The sequence below is a fragment of the Massilia sp. DJPM01 genome (genome assembly GCF_030348125.1).
Taxonomy (GTDB): Bacteria; Pseudomonadota; Gammaproteobacteria; order Burkholderiales; family Burkholderiaceae_D; genus Telluria_A; species Telluria_A frigida.
In genome coordinates this window covers 1-15,487 of sequence record NZ_JAQOZV010000029.1, presented here as the reverse complement: position 1 = coordinate 15,487, position 15,487 = coordinate 1, and the positions used below count along the sequence as shown (strand labels likewise).

13 protein-coding genes and 1 riboswitch are annotated in these 15,487 nt (G+C 60.6%); of the genes, 4 read left to right on the top strand and 9 right to left on the bottom strand.

Annotation, left to right across the window (positions count from 1 at the left end):
- The first annotated feature begins 75 nt into the window (after window positions 1-75).
- A complete protein-coding gene (locus tag PO883_RS18680; protein ID WP_289311096.1) occupies window positions 76-1,659 on the top strand; it encodes a 2Fe-2S iron-sulfur cluster-binding protein in 1,584 nt (527 codons plus the stop codon).
- Window positions 1,660-1,776: 117 nt separating this feature from the next.
- Here the strand turns inward: PO883_RS18680 and PO883_RS18675 are convergent, their stop codons facing one another.
- The 9 genes from PO883_RS18675 to rtcR all read right to left on the bottom strand — a co-directional run bounded on the left by PO883_RS18675 (window position 1,777) and on the right by rtcR (window position 10,680).
- A complete protein-coding gene (locus PO883_RS18675) occupies window positions 1,777-3,378 on the bottom strand; it encodes an IS66 family transposase (protein WP_373890083.1) in 1,602 nt (533 codons plus the stop codon).
- Between the two features lie 14 nt (window positions 3,379-3,392).
- A complete protein-coding gene (gene tnpB / locus PO883_RS18670) occupies window positions 3,393-3,770 on the bottom strand; it encodes an IS66 family insertion sequence element accessory protein TnpB (protein ID WP_289311095.1) in 378 nt (125 codons plus the stop codon).
- Window positions 3,770-4,084 carry a transposase gene (locus tag PO883_RS18665; RefSeq protein WP_289311094.1) on the bottom strand — a complete coding sequence of 105 codons (315 nt, stop codon included), beginning with the start codon at window positions 4,082-4,084 and terminating at the stop codon, window positions 3,770-3,772. The genes tnpB and PO883_RS18665 overlap by 1 nt, the downstream gene beginning before the upstream one ends.
- A gap of 140 nt (window positions 4,085-4,224) precedes the next feature.
- Entirely contained in the window at window positions 4,225-4,698 is a 474-nt protein-coding gene (locus PO883_RS18660) for a nuclear transport factor 2 family protein (protein ID WP_289311093.1), read from the bottom strand.
- Between the two features lie 81 nt (window positions 4,699-4,779).
- On the bottom strand, window positions 4,780-5,325 hold the full coding sequence (locus tag PO883_RS18655) for a carboxymuconolactone decarboxylase family protein (RefSeq protein ID WP_289311092.1): 546 nt from the start codon (window positions 5,323-5,325) through the stop codon (window positions 4,780-4,782).
- Window positions 5,326-5,943: 618 nt separating this feature from the next.
- Window positions 5,944-6,537, bottom strand: coding sequence for a C39 family peptidase (locus PO883_RS18650; RefSeq protein ID WP_289311091.1), 594 nt, complete (start codon window positions 6,535-6,537; stop codon window positions 5,944-5,946).
- Window positions 6,538-6,582: 45 nt separating this feature from the next.
- Window positions 6,583-7,317, bottom strand: a complete 735-nt coding sequence (locus PO883_RS18645) for a hypothetical protein (protein WP_289311090.1) — start codon at window positions 7,315-7,317, stop codon at window positions 6,583-6,585.
- A gap of 125 nt (window positions 7,318-7,442) precedes the next feature.
- A complete protein-coding gene (locus PO883_RS18640; RefSeq protein WP_289311089.1) occupies window positions 7,443-8,675 on the bottom strand; it encodes a D-amino acid dehydrogenase in 1,233 nt (410 codons plus the stop codon).
- 167 nt (window positions 8,676-8,842) lie between these two features.
- Window positions 8,843-8,950, bottom strand: a riboswitch (glycine riboswitch).
- A 119-nt stretch (window positions 8,951-9,069) separates the two neighbouring features.
- A complete protein-coding gene (rtcR, locus tag PO883_RS18635; RefSeq protein WP_289311088.1) occupies window positions 9,070-10,680 on the bottom strand; it encodes an RNA repair transcriptional activator RtcR in 1,611 nt (536 codons plus the stop codon).
- Between the two features lie 284 nt (window positions 10,681-10,964).
- Here rtcR and PO883_RS18630 point away from each other — a divergent pair, with 284 nt between their 5' ends.
- The 3 genes from PO883_RS18630 (at window position 10,965) to rtcA (ending at window position 15,362) form a co-directional block, all read left to right on the top strand.
- The gene (locus tag PO883_RS18630; RefSeq protein WP_289311087.1) at window positions 10,965-12,428 is read left to right on the top strand and encodes an RNA-binding protein; all 1,464 of its coding nucleotides are present in this window, start codon (window positions 10,965-10,967) and stop codon (window positions 12,426-12,428) included.
- Window positions 12,429-13,063: 635 nt separating this feature from the next.
- On the top strand, window positions 13,064-14,299 hold the full coding sequence (locus PO883_RS18625; protein WP_167088871.1) for an RtcB family protein: 1,236 nt from the start codon (window positions 13,064-13,066) through the stop codon (window positions 14,297-14,299).
- Between the two features lie 40 nt (window positions 14,300-14,339).
- Window positions 14,340-15,362, top strand: coding sequence for an RNA 3'-terminal phosphate cyclase (rtcA, locus tag PO883_RS18620; protein WP_289311086.1), 1,023 nt, complete (start codon window positions 14,340-14,342; stop codon window positions 15,360-15,362).
- Window positions 15,363-15,487 lie beyond the last annotated feature (125 nt).

Here is a 15,487-nt window from a genome sequence, read left to right as displayed (position 1 = left end):
GGGTTTGGCGTGTATTGTGATTATCCACTACCTCGATCAAACTGCAAGCATTCCTCATTTTCAATGGAGCCAGTCATGGGACGCGCATTCTCCGATATTACTTTCACGCCCACAGTGCGCGCGATGCAGACCCGGATGGGCAGCCGCGCACAATACGCGGGGTTCGATACCTCGTCCGATCCGCACAATAGACTGCGCGCCCAGGAAGTCGCATTCATTACCAGCCGCGACCACTTCTACCAGGCCACCGTGAGCGAGACCGGGTGGCCCTACGTGCAGCATCGCGGTGGTCCAGCAGGGTTCCTCAAAGTGCTCGACGAGCGCACCATCGGCTTTGCCGACTTTTCCGGCAATGTGCAGTACATCAGTGTCGGCAATCTGCAAACCGACGACCGTATCTCGATGATTCTGATGGACTACGCGGAACAGGTGCGCCTGAAATTGATAGGGCGGGTGCGACTGGTCGATGTCGACGAGAACCCCGAGCTGGTGGCGCGGGTGCGCGATCCCGGCTATTCCGGGCGCGTGGAACGCGCGTTCATCATTCATATCGAAGGCTATGACTGGAACTGCCCGCAGCACATCACTGCGCGCTTCACCCAGGACGAAATCGTCACGATGACCGCCCCGCTTCAGGCGCAGGTCAAGCGCCTGAAGGAGGCCGCCAGCATGGCCGCCAAACCGGTGCTGGACGCCGTACTGGGAAACGGAAAGCTGGCCCTGATAGTGACTGGCATGCGCCAGCTCACCCCCAGCATCCGCGCCTACCAATTGCGCAGCAGCGATGGTAGCGTGCTGCCGCAGAGCACGGCCGGGGCGCACTTGTCCTTGCCAGTGCAGTTCCCGGACGGCACTTGCTCAATCCGCAGTTATTCGATCGCGTCCGATCCGAACAGCCGCGATGTCATTGAAATTGCGGTCCTGCGCGAGGATGCCGGCAGCGGCGGCTCGGCGGCAGTGCACGATACGTTTCGGCTCGGACTGCGCCTGAACTGCGGCCTGCCGCGCAATGATTTCCCGCTCGTTGAAGATGCCGCTCCGATTGTGCTGATTGCCGGCGGAATTGGCATCACGCCAATTCGTGCCATGGTGCATGCCTTGCTGGCGCAGTGTCGCCCGTTCGAGCTGCACTACGCTGCCAGGTCGCGCGGCGAAGCAGCTTACGCGGACGAACTGCAACTTCTGCTCGGTGATCGACTCCATCTCTATCCATCCGATGAGACACGGCTCGACCTTGACGAACTGCTTGCAACGGCGCCTCTGGCGGCGGCATTCTATGCCTGTGGACCTGCACGCATGATTGACGCGATGGTGCTTGCAGCTTCACGTGTGGGCGTCGCATCGGGGCGCGTGCACCTTGAGCGTTTCGCCGCAGCGAGTGCGCGCAGCGATGACAAACCGGTGCTCGTAACGCTGTCACGCAGCGCCAGGCAGCTGACCGTGCCGTCCGGACAGAGCATCCTCGATGTCATCCAGGCAGCGGGCGTGAATGCGCCAGCGTCTTGCCGCATCGGCAATTGCGGCGTCTGCGCGGTCAGGGTATTGGCTGGTACGCCTGATCACCGCGACGGCGCGTTAAGCGAGCAACAGCGCAACGCAGGCAGCATGTGCATCTGCGTGTCACGCGCAGTTGGCGACTCGCTCACGCTCGACCTGTAGCTGACGTTGTCGCTGTCGCTTTGTCGTGCTGCGCACTGATGGGCAATCAACGCACTATCGGCACTGAATGCGCAGTTTGTTAACCACCTATCAGCAGTAAGCGGTAAGCCGACGGCGTTATTGACCTGACTGGCGTTCGTCCCGCTGGTATAGGTCGGAGCGCAGTGGATTCTTGGCGAACAACGTCTTCCAGACACGCGGCGTGAGCTGTTCGACCAACGAAGCGGGGTGCTGGCCCACACGTTGCAGGACGTCGATCAGGTAGTCGTACGGGTCGACATTGTGCAGGCGGCACGTCACGAGCAGGCTCTGAACGATGCCGATATGCTTGGCGCCCACTTCAGTCCAACTGAACATCCAATTTTTTCGGCCCAGGGGTATGACCCGTAGCGCCCGTTCCAGGTGGTTGGTGTCGATCGGTACGTCGGGGTCGCCCAAGTACACGGCCAGCCCCTCACGCCGCTCGCGGATGTAGTTCAACGCCTTCGTGAAGGGACTGCTTGGCAGGAAACCCTGAGCCTCGAAGTATTTGTCGATCCACTTAAAGAAGCGTTCCGCCACCGGCTTGGCATGCGCCTGGCGCCATGCGTGCTTGGCGCTGCCTTTCATGTCGTTCTTGCGTATATGCTCTTCCGCCGCGTACAGCGCGCCGATGTGCTCAAGCGCTTTTTCGGCGTGCGCAGGCTCGATATCCTTTGCTTCGAACACCTCACGGCGCGCGTGCGCCCAGCACTGCGCATGCGTCAGTCCGACCTGTTTGGCATAACTGGTGTAGACGGCGTAGCCGTCACTTAGCAGCACGGCGTCGTCGGGCGGCGACAGCCCAAGCATGTCGCGCACATGCTGGCCGGAGCGACCAGACGAATGCGTGAAGCAAATCTCGTCGCGTTCGCCGTAGATCGGCCAGAAATAGGTTTGCTTCATCTTGCCGGGGCTCGCCCGGCCGGCCTTGATCGGCACCTCGTCCATCGCCTTGACACGGCTGGCCCGTATCGACTCGAGCTGCGCATCGTAGACCGGCTCGAGCAGCGCCACAGTCGATTGCATCAATTGCGTCAGCCAGGGCCGGCTGACTCGGATGCCGGCATCGTCGAGCCGACGATGCTGGCGGTACAGCGGCAGGTGGTAATCGAATTTGTCGATCACCATGCCGACGACGAAGCTCACGTCGGCGCGGCTGCCGTCGATCACGCCGACCGGAGCGGGCGGGCACGAGAGCGCCAGCGTGTCTTTCCGCTTGATCAGGGGCCTCACGTATTTGAGCACGACATAGCTGCCGGGCCGCTGCGCCAGGCGGTGCGTAACCTTTTCGCCGATCACCTCGTACTGGTCTGGCAAGAGCCGTTCCATGTCCGGATTGGGTACGGCAATCACTTCCACCGGCACCCGCTTGTCATCGAAGAACAAGCTCGATTCATCGACACCATCGCCGACCGGCTTCGCCTGTCGCTCGTGACTAGCCGCCACCGTTTTCTTTGGCGGTAACGGCGTACCGGGGACGGCGTCGAAACCCACGCCAAGAACGCCCTGAACACCTTCTAAATCAGGATGGCGCTTCTCGCTCTTCTGGCCGAAGATCTGGCGCTGGAACCATGCGACCTGGCGACGCAAATTGACGATCCCACGCTCCTGCTGACCGACCAAATCAGCCAGCTGCGCAGGCGTCAGCGCGGGTGCATCTGCAGGCGTGGACTGGGCGCAATTGAGATCGGCTGACATGTAGAAATTGTATTTCATACGTCCGCGTTTGTGCTCATATTTTGCGGCGTCAGCGCAAAATCTTTATAGCGTCGCCGCACGCGCTTCGGCTCTATTCCTTCGAGCAGAAGCTTCAGACCGGTCCAGTCCATTTCACGCGTGCTCACCGTACGCCAGTCGCTCAAGAGGCGGCCTTGTTCGAGTCGTTTGGCCCACACGCACCAGCCACTGCGATCGAAATACAGCACCTTGATTTGATTGGCGCGCCGGTTGATGAAGGCGAACAAATTTCCAGACAGCGGGTCCTGCTGCATCGTGTGTTTAGCCAGCGCGTACAAGCCATCGTAGGACAGGCGCATACTGACCGGCCGGCCGTACACGACCACGCGGATTTGTCCTTCTGGGAAGAACATCAGCGCCTCACGATCTGCAGTACAAGGCCATGGCCCAGGTCGAGGCGAACTTCCAGCGTTGCACCGGCCGATTCACACTGGGTCATCGGCGGCACTGCCGGCGTCGGTGGCATCACGCCGACGTCGATGAAGCCGGCGGCGGGTGACACGCCGACCGTCGCCGCCAACTGCTTGCGCCAGCGGTAGAGCGCCGCCTCGGACACCGACTCTGCCAGGCAGAATGTCTTGACCTCCTGACCGTTGGCGGCAAACCGCGCCAAGCGCTGGCGCCATTCCACTTCCTTACGTGATTGTTTTGCGACCATCCCATCCATGACCAATCTCCATCGTGTTGAACATGAAGGAGATTGTGCCGACGGGAACGCCGCCCGGATATGACGCCGCTGGCTTACCGCTTACTATCAGCAAGCAACGCGGCACTGTCCGGCCGGCGCCTGCTAGTCAAAGGCCGGACTCAGAGCCCCAGCTCACTCAATCCTGGGTGATCGTCAGGCCTTCTTCCCTGTGGCCAATGGAATTTGCGCTCTGATTCCTTGATCGGCAGATCATTGATAGAGGCATGGCGCACCGCCATCAGGCCAAGCTGGTCGAACTCCCAGTTCTCGTTGCCATATGAGCGGAACCAGTTACCGGCATCGTCGCGCCACTCGTAGGCGAAGCGTACTGCGATCCGGTTGCTCGTGCAGGACCATAGCTCCTTGATCAGGCGGTACTCGATCTCGCGCGTCCATTTGCGCGTCAGCAGGCCGATGATATCCGGGCGTCCGTTGATAAATTCGGCCCGGTTGCGCCACCGGCTGTCGCCTGTATAGGCTAGCGAGACGCGCGATGGATCGCGCGAGTTCCATCCATCTTCGGCCAGCCGGACTTTTAACGTGGCCGATGTATGGTCGAATGGGGGCAACGGTGGCCGTGATTCTGGATTCATGGTGTCGTTCTCCTGTGAATGCGAAAAAGCGCCGCAATGCTGCGGCGCCCGTTGTCAAGTGCAGTGCTATTTTTTGGAAAACTAGCTGGCCAGTTGCAGGTCGACCTTAGGAAAGTCGATTTCGACGCGACTGGCTTTGCCAAGGATGTTGGTCAGGAAGTTCATGCCGACGTGGGTGATGACTTCGACGATGTCCGCGTCACTGTAGCCGGCGCTGCGCATCTCGGCCAGTTCCAGGGTGCTGATCTCTCCCTTTTTATCCATCAGGCTGCGCGCGAATTTGACAGCAACCGCGGCTTGCGCATCCTCGCTGGTGCCGGCGCGCGCGGCATTTATCTCGTCGCCAGTCAGTCCTGTTTTTCGGCCAATTGCGGTGTGCGCCGAGACGCAGTACTCGCAGCCGTTTTGCTGTGCAAGTACGAGCGCGATGCGCTCGCGCGTCAGCGCATCGAGACTGCCGGCGTTGGCTACGCCGTGCAGTCCAAGAAATGCACGCAGGGCGACCGGCGAGTTGGCGAAGACTTTCAGGAAGTTGGGGACCATGCCGAGCTGGCCGTGAATGGCGTCAAGCAGGGCTTTCTGTTCGTCGTTGGCATTGGATTGTTCGATGGTGGGGATGCGGCTCATGGTAAGACTCCTCAGTGATGGATAGGTTTCCGGCGATGCCAGAACGAGATTCGTCGAGTGGACAGACGCAGTGTCGCCGAATCACCGGATAAGTAGAATACCTTCAAAAAACAATGCACTATTCCTCATTTTGGAATAATGTAAGGCAATTTTCAGCGCTGTGCAGTTGGCCAAGACCGGCAGCCACACTAATCATCTGGGCGTGATGCTCATGCTCTCCAATCCACGGTGAGCTTCCAAGTGCTCTTGCTATCACCTCAAATTGCTGCGCTAGCCGGTACCGCCGGCGAGCTGCTATTGCCAGTGTTGCCCAGGCTGGGTATCAAGACAGTACCGCCTTGCGTAAATTGATCAAACGCGAACTTGGCGTGACACCGAGTACCTTGCGCTGACCGGTCTTTACCATCGCGCCGCGTATCCTAATCGACGTTCCTGGCCTGGAGCCAAAGTAGTAGCTTGGCTATGGCAATTACTCAAGTGAACGCTTTGGGGCGGCAGCGGCATGCCGGTTTCTCCATTGATCAAATGGTAAACCGTCACGTAGTGAGAGGGGCAAGCGCTGGGAGATAGAAAGCGTGCAAAACCGGGGACAGACCCCGGTTTTGCAGCGCAGACCGTTTAGGTCGGTCCGTTGATGCTCATGCGCTGGGTATGCGTCCAGCGGTGGTCCGACGCCGATACGGCGGAGTTGTAGGTACGGTAGGTCTGCCCTTCACCCGGCCACGGGTCCATGATGTACACGTAGTTCACGCCATTGGTCGTCGCGTAGCCGCGTCCGACCAGAATGTGGCCGCCGCCGTTGCTCCAGCCGTAGCGGATCACGAACGGGCGGTTGGCGTTGATGTCGTACACCACGCTGTTCCATGACGAGGCCACGCTGTACGCGCCGTTCGACACGCCCCACGCGTTCAGGATGTTTTGCACGCTGCCGTTGGAGCCGTACATATTGTTCGGCTGGTTGGCGTAGCTGTTCCAGTTGAAGTAGGTGTTCCCGCAGGCGTAGTTCAAGCCGAACGCCCAGTTTACGATCTGGCACTGGCTCGGTGTCTTCTTGTAGAAGTTCAGCACCGCCTTGCTCGACGCGGACCAGCACCACTGGCTGTGTTCCTGGGTCGTCAGCGGAACGGCGAGCGTGCGCCATTGCGCCATGGCCGCTGGCAGCGCCAGTAAAAGCGAAGCACCGACGACGAGCTTTTTGATATTTGTATTCATGTTATCTCCTGATTCGTTCTAAAGATGGTGTAGCCGATGCCAGGCTTACTTCGAGGCGTCCATGGTTTGCTTGACCACGCTGCGCAGCGGCTGCAGGATGTCTGCCTCTTCCATCAGCGCTTCGCTGGCCTTGCCTTCCTTGACGGAGCGCTGCTGCATCAGCAGCGATTCGCGCGCCGAATGCAATGGCGCGTAGCGCGTGCGGCCATCTTCGCGTCCGACCACTTCGAGCAGGTCCGAGCGCGCCTGGTAGATGCGCACGAAGCGCACGTTGGTACGCTCGGCGTCGCCGTAGTAGCCCATCGATGCATCCACGTCCTTCGCCAGCACGGCGGCGCCGTAGGCGACCGTTTCGTAGTTCCCGTTGTTGAGCTCCACCGTGGCCATGCCGATCGGGCGCTGGTTCAGCAGGATCACGAAGCGCCACTGGCCGGTGGCCTTGGCCATCTGCTTCATGCTGCCGCGCCCTGCCAGCAGTTCCTTCGGATCGATCGTGTAAACCGCGAAGCCGTAGCCGATTTTCGCGTCCTTCAGATCCTGCATGTCGTTGATTTCAAGTGGGAAGTCGACCGGCGTGCCGCTGGTGCCACGGGTCTGCAGCTGGCCTGTGACGAATTGGGCGAAGTCGCGCTGGGCCGCAGCTTGCGCTGCCGCTGCGGCGCGCTTGGGCACCGCTTTGAAGGTGCTGGTTCCATCCGACTGGGCCATTGCGGGTGCGCCGGCCAGGGCCAGGCTGGCGCCGCACAGCAGGGCGGCGAGCATGGTGCGGGTTGAGAGCATTTTTGTTTGCATTATTGACTTCTCCTCACATAGATTGATACAAGAACCCCGCCTGTCCAAACGGGGTGGGTGCTGCTACAGCTATGGCATGCACGCATGCCGGACACCGGTGTCGACGCACGTCGTCAGTGCGTAGGAAAATCGAGGGAACGGTGCATCAAGTCGCCGATCATGTCGGCGGTGACGGCTGACAGGGTCCAGCCCAGATGCCCGTGGCCCGTGTTGTAGAAGACGCAGGGCGATTTGCCGCGGCCGACCTTGGGCAGCATGGTCGGCATCATCGGCCGCAAGCCGGCCCACGGAATCACGCTGCGGGTATTCACGCCCGGGAAGCATGCATGCACCCAGTCGATCAGCGGGCGAATCCGGTCGTCGCGGATGTCGCGGTTAAAGCCGTTGAATTCGGCCGTGCCGGCCACGCGGAAGCGGTCCGTCCCCAGGCGGCTGGTCACCAGCTTGGTGGCGTCGTCGAGCAGGCTGACGGTGGGTGCGGCCCGCTGGCTGGCGGCATCAGGCAGGTTGACCGTGATCGAGTAGCCTTTCACCGGGTAGATGTTGACCCGGTCGCCCAGGCTGGCAGCCAGGGCGCGGCTGGCGGTGCCGGCGCAGACGACGACGGCGTCGTAGGTCTCGGTCTGGGTGCGCTCGCCGTCGCCCAGGGTGACCTGGGCATGGCGGCCGTCGGTGCGCACGGCGCCGATGCGCATCCCGTAGCGGCAGTCCACGCCGTTGCGGCGGGCGGCGGCGGCAAGGCCGGTGGTGAATTTGTGGATGTCGCCGGTGGCGTCGCTGTCGGTGAAAAAGCCGCCGTAATAGTCGCCCGCCAGGGCCGGTTCGATGGCGCGCATTTCGCTTGGGGTCACCGCGCGGCGCGCCAGGCCGCCGGCTGCCAGCATCTTGCTGACCGTGGCGGCGTGCTCGAAGCCGGCCTTGTCGCGGTAGATGTGCAGGATGCCTTCGCGCTTGACGTCGAAGTCGATGTTCTCCGCCTCGGCCCAGGCAAACAGGTGCTCGCGCGCGGCGATGGCCAGGCGCGCCGTCTCCACCGTATTCCTGCGGTAGTGGGGAATGGCGGCGGCAAATTCGGCGAACCACGACAGCTTGTGCCAGCTCGGTTTGGGGTTGACCAGCAGCGGGGCGTCGCGCCGGAACATCCACTTCAGGCCCTTGAGCATGGTGGAGCGGTGGTTCCACACTTCCGCGTTGGAGGCCGACAGCTGGCCGCCGTTGGCAAACGAGGTTTCCATCGCCGCGTAGCGATGTTGTTCGAGCAGCGTCGTGGCAAAGCCACGTTTGGCCAGGGCGTAAGCGGTCGTGACGCCGGTGATGCCGCCGCCAATTACTGCAATGGTTTTCATGTGTCGTCCGGGTTCCAGAAACGTCAGATAGGAGAGTCCGCGCGCTGGTGCGCGTCGGATACCCCCTCTGTGCTGGACCTGAGAGATTCACCGGCAACGCGCGATGCGTGGACGGTTTGCTCCTTCGGTGCACCGGATGACGAATTCCGGTGGCTCTTCAGAGTTCAAATGGGTTATCGGTCCTTGGGCCTGAGAGATTCCGGGGCGGTTGCTCCTTCGGCGCCGCCGGCATACAAGACCAGCTTGTAACCGACAGACTCTCCCGATAACGCCTTAGCATTGCGCTAAATATGCATGAAGCATATGTATGCAGAATACCGCAGGAAATGACGCCAATACAACCATTTTTCGTGATAGGTGTTGTTTCCCAGACAATACCGACAGAGCGCTCGGTTTACGATTTGCCGCAAACCTGGTCCCATTCGAGCGAAAAACGCGCCAGGAATTTCTTCAGGCGGTCGGCATCGTTCGGTTTGCTTTTGGCGCTGCGCGAGACGGCAAACAGCTTGCGCCCCGCATCGGACAAGGTGGTGGACTGGCGGCATACCTTGACCACGGCGGTCAGTTGCATGGCGTCGAACAGGTCGAGGCCGGCGGCGGCCTCGTCACCCATCAGTTCGGCCAGGTCGACCTCGGCCGCGCTTGGCGCGCGCGTGTAGTGGTGCCACAGTTTTTGCAGCCGCGCCACTTCGGCGCTGACGATGCTTTCCGAAATGCCGCCGGCCTCGGCCAAGGTGGCCATCCTGGTCACCGAGGCCGACAGGTCGCGGAAGTTGCCGGCCCAGACGGCCTCGGGCGACATCGCGAAGCGCATGTAGCGTTCGCGCGCTTCCTTGTTGAAGCGCACCATCTGGCCGTACTCCTGGCTGAACTGGTTCAACTGGTAGACCAGGTTGGGCTCGATGTCTTCGGGCCGGTCGACCAGGCCGGGCAGGGCGTAGGTCCATAAATTGATGCGGGCGTACAAGTCTTCGCGGAAGCGCCCGGCCACGACATCGCTGGCGAGATCGCGGTTGGTGCCGGCGATGAGCTGGAAGTCGCTCTGCACTTCGTTGTCGCTGCCGACCGGATGAAAGCGCTTTTCTTCGATGGCCTTGAGCAGCATCGCCTGTTCATCCGGCCCCAGTTCGCCGATTTCATCGAGGAACAGCAAGCCCTTGTGCGCGCTGCGCAGCAAGCCCGGGCGGTCGGCGGCGGCGCCCGTGAAAGAACCTTTGACGTGGCCGAACAGGGTCGAGGCGGCGCCGTCGCCGTGCAGGGTGGCGCAGTTGAGCTCGACGAATTTGCCGTCGAGCTGGTGGCGCGTCTTCTTCAATTCGTAGACGCGCCGTGCCAGGAAGGACTTGCCGGCGCCGGTCGGGCCCATCAGCAGCATGGGCGCGCGCGACTTGATGGCAACGCGCTCGATCTCGTCGATCATGGTGTTGAAGCGGGCGTTGCGGGTGGCGATGCCGGACTTGAGGAAAGCCACGCCTTCGGCTTGCTCGCGCGAAAAGCGCTGGGCGATCTGGTCGTAGCGCGAGAGGTCCAGGTCGATCAGCGCGTAGCTGCCCGGCGCCGTGCTGGACTGGCGCCGTGGCGGCGAGCTTTGCAGCAGGCGGCCGGGGAAGAAGCGCGCTTCGGTCATCAGGAACATGCAGATCTGCACGACGTGGGTGCCGGTGGTGATGTGGATCCAGTAATCCTCGTTATCCGGATCGAAAGGGTAAGTCTTGGCGAAGTCGAACAGGGCGCCGTAGACCTCGCCGAAATCCCAGGCGTCGCTGATCGGAATGTGGTGCGGGACGACCGTGGTTTCCGGCGAGACTGCGGCGATGTCGGCCGTGACCGCGTCGACCAGCGGGCCGAATTTGCCGCTGAAGAGCATCTCGAAGCGATCGACCGCGTATTCCTCGTGCTGGGTGATGGCGATGCTGGGGCGCCACTTCTCCCAGCGCGCCGGACCTTTGCCGCTGTCGAGCTGGGTGCCGACGAAACCGATGACTACGATGCGTTTCTGTTTCATATCCGTATAAAGTTTTATCTGATCGGATAATTTATCACGGGGTTGTCTGCTTGTCCATTTCTTGCTGTTCTTGCTTGAGAAATTGATAATCTTTTTTAAATCAAGGGCTTGCGTTGTTCTGGCTGAGCTGGCTGCGGACCTGGCACAGCATTTGCAATAGAGGAGATACAAACGAGATTAGTGAGGAAGTAAAAATGGCAAACGCACAGTTGTTCCAGACCTTGAAGGGAATCTTTGTCCCTCGTGCCGACGGTCTTAATTCGGCAGGCGCAGCGGCTAACAGCATGACGCCGCGGCACCAGCTGGCGCAGTATGCGGCCACCGGTTGCCTGAATTCGACGTACTACGTCAGTGCGCAATCGCAGCTGGCAACGGTGCTGGAACTGTGCGAAAACGTCGATACCAAATTCATCGCGCAAACGGCGATTTACTGCCGCGAACGTGGTTATATGAAGGATATGCCGGCGCTGCTGACGGCCGTGCTGGCCGCCAAGGGCGCGCCGGAACTGACGCCAGTGTTCGGCCGGGTCGTCAATAACGGCAAGATGCTGCGCAATGTGGTGCAGATCATCCGCTCCGGCGCGGCGGGCCGTAAATCGCTGGGCACGCGGCCGAAAAAGCTGGTGCAGCAATGGTTGAACCGGGCTTCGGAAAAAGAGCTGCTGTCGGCGTCGATCGGGAATATGCCTTCGCTGGGCGATGTGGTGAAGATGGTGCATCCGAAGCCATCGCAAGCCTGGCGTGAAGCGTTTTTCGCCTGGTTGATCGGCAAACCGTTCAATGCGGAGGCGCTGCCGGATGCGCTCAAGGCGTTCGAGGCATATAAGGCCGACCAGTCGCAGCCCGTGCCGGAAGTGCCGTTTCAGATGCTGACGTCGCTGACATTGTCGGCGCAGGCGTGGGCGCAGATTGCGCGCCAGGGCGGCTGGCACATGGTGCGCATGAATCTGAATACGTTCGGGCGCAATGGCGTGTATGCGTTGCCCGGCATGATCGAAGTGATCGCCGATAAGCTGCGCGATCCGGAGGCGATTGCCAGGGCGGGGGTGTTTCCTTATCAGTTGATGTCGGCGTATATGGCCGCGTCAAGCGACGTGCCGCGGGCCATCAGCGACGCCCTGCAGGATGCGCTGGAGCTGTCGCTCGCCAATGTGCCCAAGGTCGAAGGCAAGGTGGTGATTTGCCCGGATGTGTCGGGATCGATGCAGTCGCCGGTGTCGGGTTACCGTGGTACGGCCACCTCGACGGTGCGCTGTATCGATGTGGCCGGACTGATTGCGGCGGCCATGCTGCGCAAGAATCCGGATGCGCTGGTGCTGCCATTCGAGAATTATGTGCGGGTGTGCGACCTGAATGCCCGCGATACGGTCATGACCAATGCGCAGAAGTTGGCGGCGATAGGCGGTGGCGGTACCAATTGCAGTGCTCCGCTGGCGCAGATGAACAAGCAGAAGGTGATGGCCGACCTGGTGGTGTACGTGTCCGACAATGAATCGTGGATCGACCAGCGTGCGGGTGCCACGGCGACGATGGCGCAGTGGGCGGTGTTCAAGGAGCGCAATCCGGCGGCGCGGCTGGTGTGCATCGACTGCACGCCGAACAGTACCAGCCAGGCGGCGGAGCGTGCCGGTGTATTGAATGTGGGTGGTTTTTCGGACGACGTATTCAAGATCATCGCCGCATTTTCGGCCGGCCAGCTGGGCGCCGGACACTGGGTGGGCGAGATCGAATCGATCGCGCTGGAGTAAGGAAGGTTGACGTACCGGTTTTGAGTGCAGCGCGAATGCAGATGCGAATACATTTTCCCATGTTCCATTTCGCATCGACTCTTTGTCGCACTGTGCTCAATCGTTTTACCCCGAATGCAGGCAGGACTACATAGGGAGCTGCTTTTGGCTTGGCGCCGGCAGCTGATGTCCCGCCGAACCTTGTCGGGAATTTGTTGTACAGGTTTTGAGTGCAGTGCGAATGCTTGATGCGAATACATCCTTCAAAATTTACTTCGCATCGGATCTTTTGTCGCATTGTGCTCAATCGTTTTACCCCGAATGCGGGCAAGGACTACATCGATGTTGTGCTTTGGCGTTATGCCGGCAACAAGTGTCCTGCCGATCTTGTCGGGAATTATTTTAGGGCGAATGCAGTCCGGATTACATTGCGTTCCCGGTTCGAGTCCGGGCGGTTGCGCGAGCGGCCGTAGCTCAATTGGTAGAGCAGATGTCCGGGCGATGTTGTCGCCCCCCTTGTTTCGATGAATGCGGATGAAATTACATGGACGAGCGCCGAAGCGTGCTTCGGCAAAATCCGGTTCGATTCCGGTCGGCCTTGTGCCTGGCTCATTATTTCATCAACCTTGTCATCACCTTTTATACCGAGAAAAATTATGAAAAACGAAAATTACGATGTCCTGAACGTGGAAGATGGCCGCCATGTCAAAATGTGGACCAAAGGCGTCCCGGTGGAGGACGTGGCCAAGAAGCAGCTGGCCAATACCGCCAAGATGCCTTTCATCTACAAGCATATCGCGGTCATGCCGGATGTCCACCTGGGTAAAGGTTCGACCATCGGTAGCGTGATCCCGACGCTCGGCGCGGTGATTCCGGCGGCGGTGGGCGTGGATATCGGTTGCGGAATGATGGCGGCCAAGACCACCCTGACCGCGAACGACCTGCCGGATAACCTGTCGGCCCTGCGTAGCGCTATCGAGCGCGCCATCCCGCACGGTATGTCGCCGAAAACGCGCGGCTTCCGTGGCCGCGATGAGGGTTCGTGGAATACGCCGCCAGCGGCTGTGGATGTCGCCTGGGGCCAGTTGAAGGAGGAATTCGACGCCATCTGCCTGAAAACGCCGAAGCTGAAAACCACGAATAACTACCGTCACCTCGGTACCCTGGGTAGCGGTAACCACTTCGTCGAGGTGTGTCTGGACGAGGTAGGTTTTGTGTGGTTCATGCTGCATTCGGGTTCGCGCGGCGTGGGTAATGCCATCGGTACCCACTTCATCGAGCTGGCCAAGAAGGATATGCGTACGCACTTCATCAACTTGCCCGATCAGGACCTGGCCTACCTGGCGGAAGGTACGCAGCACTATAACGACTACATCCAGGCGGTCAGCTGGGCGCAGAAATTTGCGCGCACCAATCGCGATGTGATGATGCAGAACCTGATCACGGCGGTGCGTACCGTGATCACCAAGCCGTTCGAGACGCACGTGGAAGCGGTGAACTGCCACCATAATTATGTGCAGAAGGAGCATCACTTCGGTAAAGATGTGCTGATTACCCGTAAAGGCGCCGTGTCGGCCCGTCCGGGTGAGCTGGGAATTATCCCGGGGTCGATGGGAGCGAAGAGCTTCATCGTGCGCGGAAAAGGTAATCCGGACAGCTTCAACAGCTGCAGCCACGGTGCCGGACGCACCATGAGCCGTACCGAAGCGAAGCGCCGTTACACGCTCGATGACCAGATCAAGGCCACCGAGGGCGTGGAGTGCCGCAAGGATGAAAATGTGATTGACGAGATTCCGATGGCGTACAAGGATATCGACGCGGTCATGCACGCCCAGCGCGATCTGGTGGAGGTGGTCCATATCCTCAAGCAGGTGGTGTGCGTCAAAGGCTGATGCGGCTGCTGCTTACTATATATAAGAAGAAGAGTTAAAGATGATTGAATTAGATGGCGCCGTCGGCGAAGGCGGCGGACAAATCCTGCGCAGTGCGCTGACCTTGTCCATGATTACCGGGCAGGCGTTTTGCATCAAGAATATCCGGGCCGGGCGCAAGAAGCCCGGACTGCTGCGCCAGCATCTGGTGGCGGTGCAGGCGGCCACGCAGATCAGCGGCGCTACCGTCACCGGGGCGGAACTGGGTTCGCAGACGCTGGTTTTTGCGCCAAAGGCGATCAAGGGTGGCGATTACCAGTTCGCGATCGGCTCGGCCGGCAGCTGCACGCTGGTGCTGCAAACGGTGATGCTGGCATTGCTGCATGCGGACGGGCCGTCGACGGTGCGCGTCAGCGGTGGCACCCATAATCCGATGGCGCCGCCGGCGCAGTTTCTGCAGCGCGCCTATCTTCCTTTGCTGCGCAAGATGGGTGCCGATATCGACATCGAGTTGCTGTGCTCGGGGTTTTACCCGGCCGGTGGCGGCTGCGTCGTAGCGACGATCGCTCCCTGCCCACAATTGCGGCAGATGACGTTGATGGAGCGCGGTGCGCGCGTTGAGGGATATGCCGAAGGGATTGTGGCAGGGTTGCCCGCGTCGATTGCGCTGCGCGAACTGGAATGCGTCGGCCTGGGGATGAACTGGACCGGCGATCAGCTGCGCATGCGTGGATTGCCGGGCGAGCAGGGGCCGGGGAATGTCTTGCTCATTACCCTGGAATACGAGCATGCGACCGAGGTGTTTTGCGCTTTTGGCGAAAAAATGGTCAGGGCCGAGACCGTCGCCAAGGACGCCATGCACGAAGCGCGCCGCTATATCGCGTCCCAGGCGGCGGTGGGCGAGCACCTGGCGGACCAGATGATGCTGCCGATGGCGCTGGCTGGCGGCGGCAGTTTTACGGCGGACGTGATCTCGCAGCATGCCATCACCAATGCGGAGATCATCGGCCGTTTTCTGCCGGTCGCGATCACGCTGGAAGAGGGCGAACAGCGCAGCACCTGTACCGTTCGTGCGACGGCGTGAAAAGAGTCCTTGCCAGCGTGGGGAGGGCTTTGCTATAGTTCGCCTCCCCGCTGAAAGGGTTAACGAAATCAAGTAGTTAGCAGGCAGTCGGGAGTGTCCCGAAAGAGACGCGGTAGCAAAGAAGG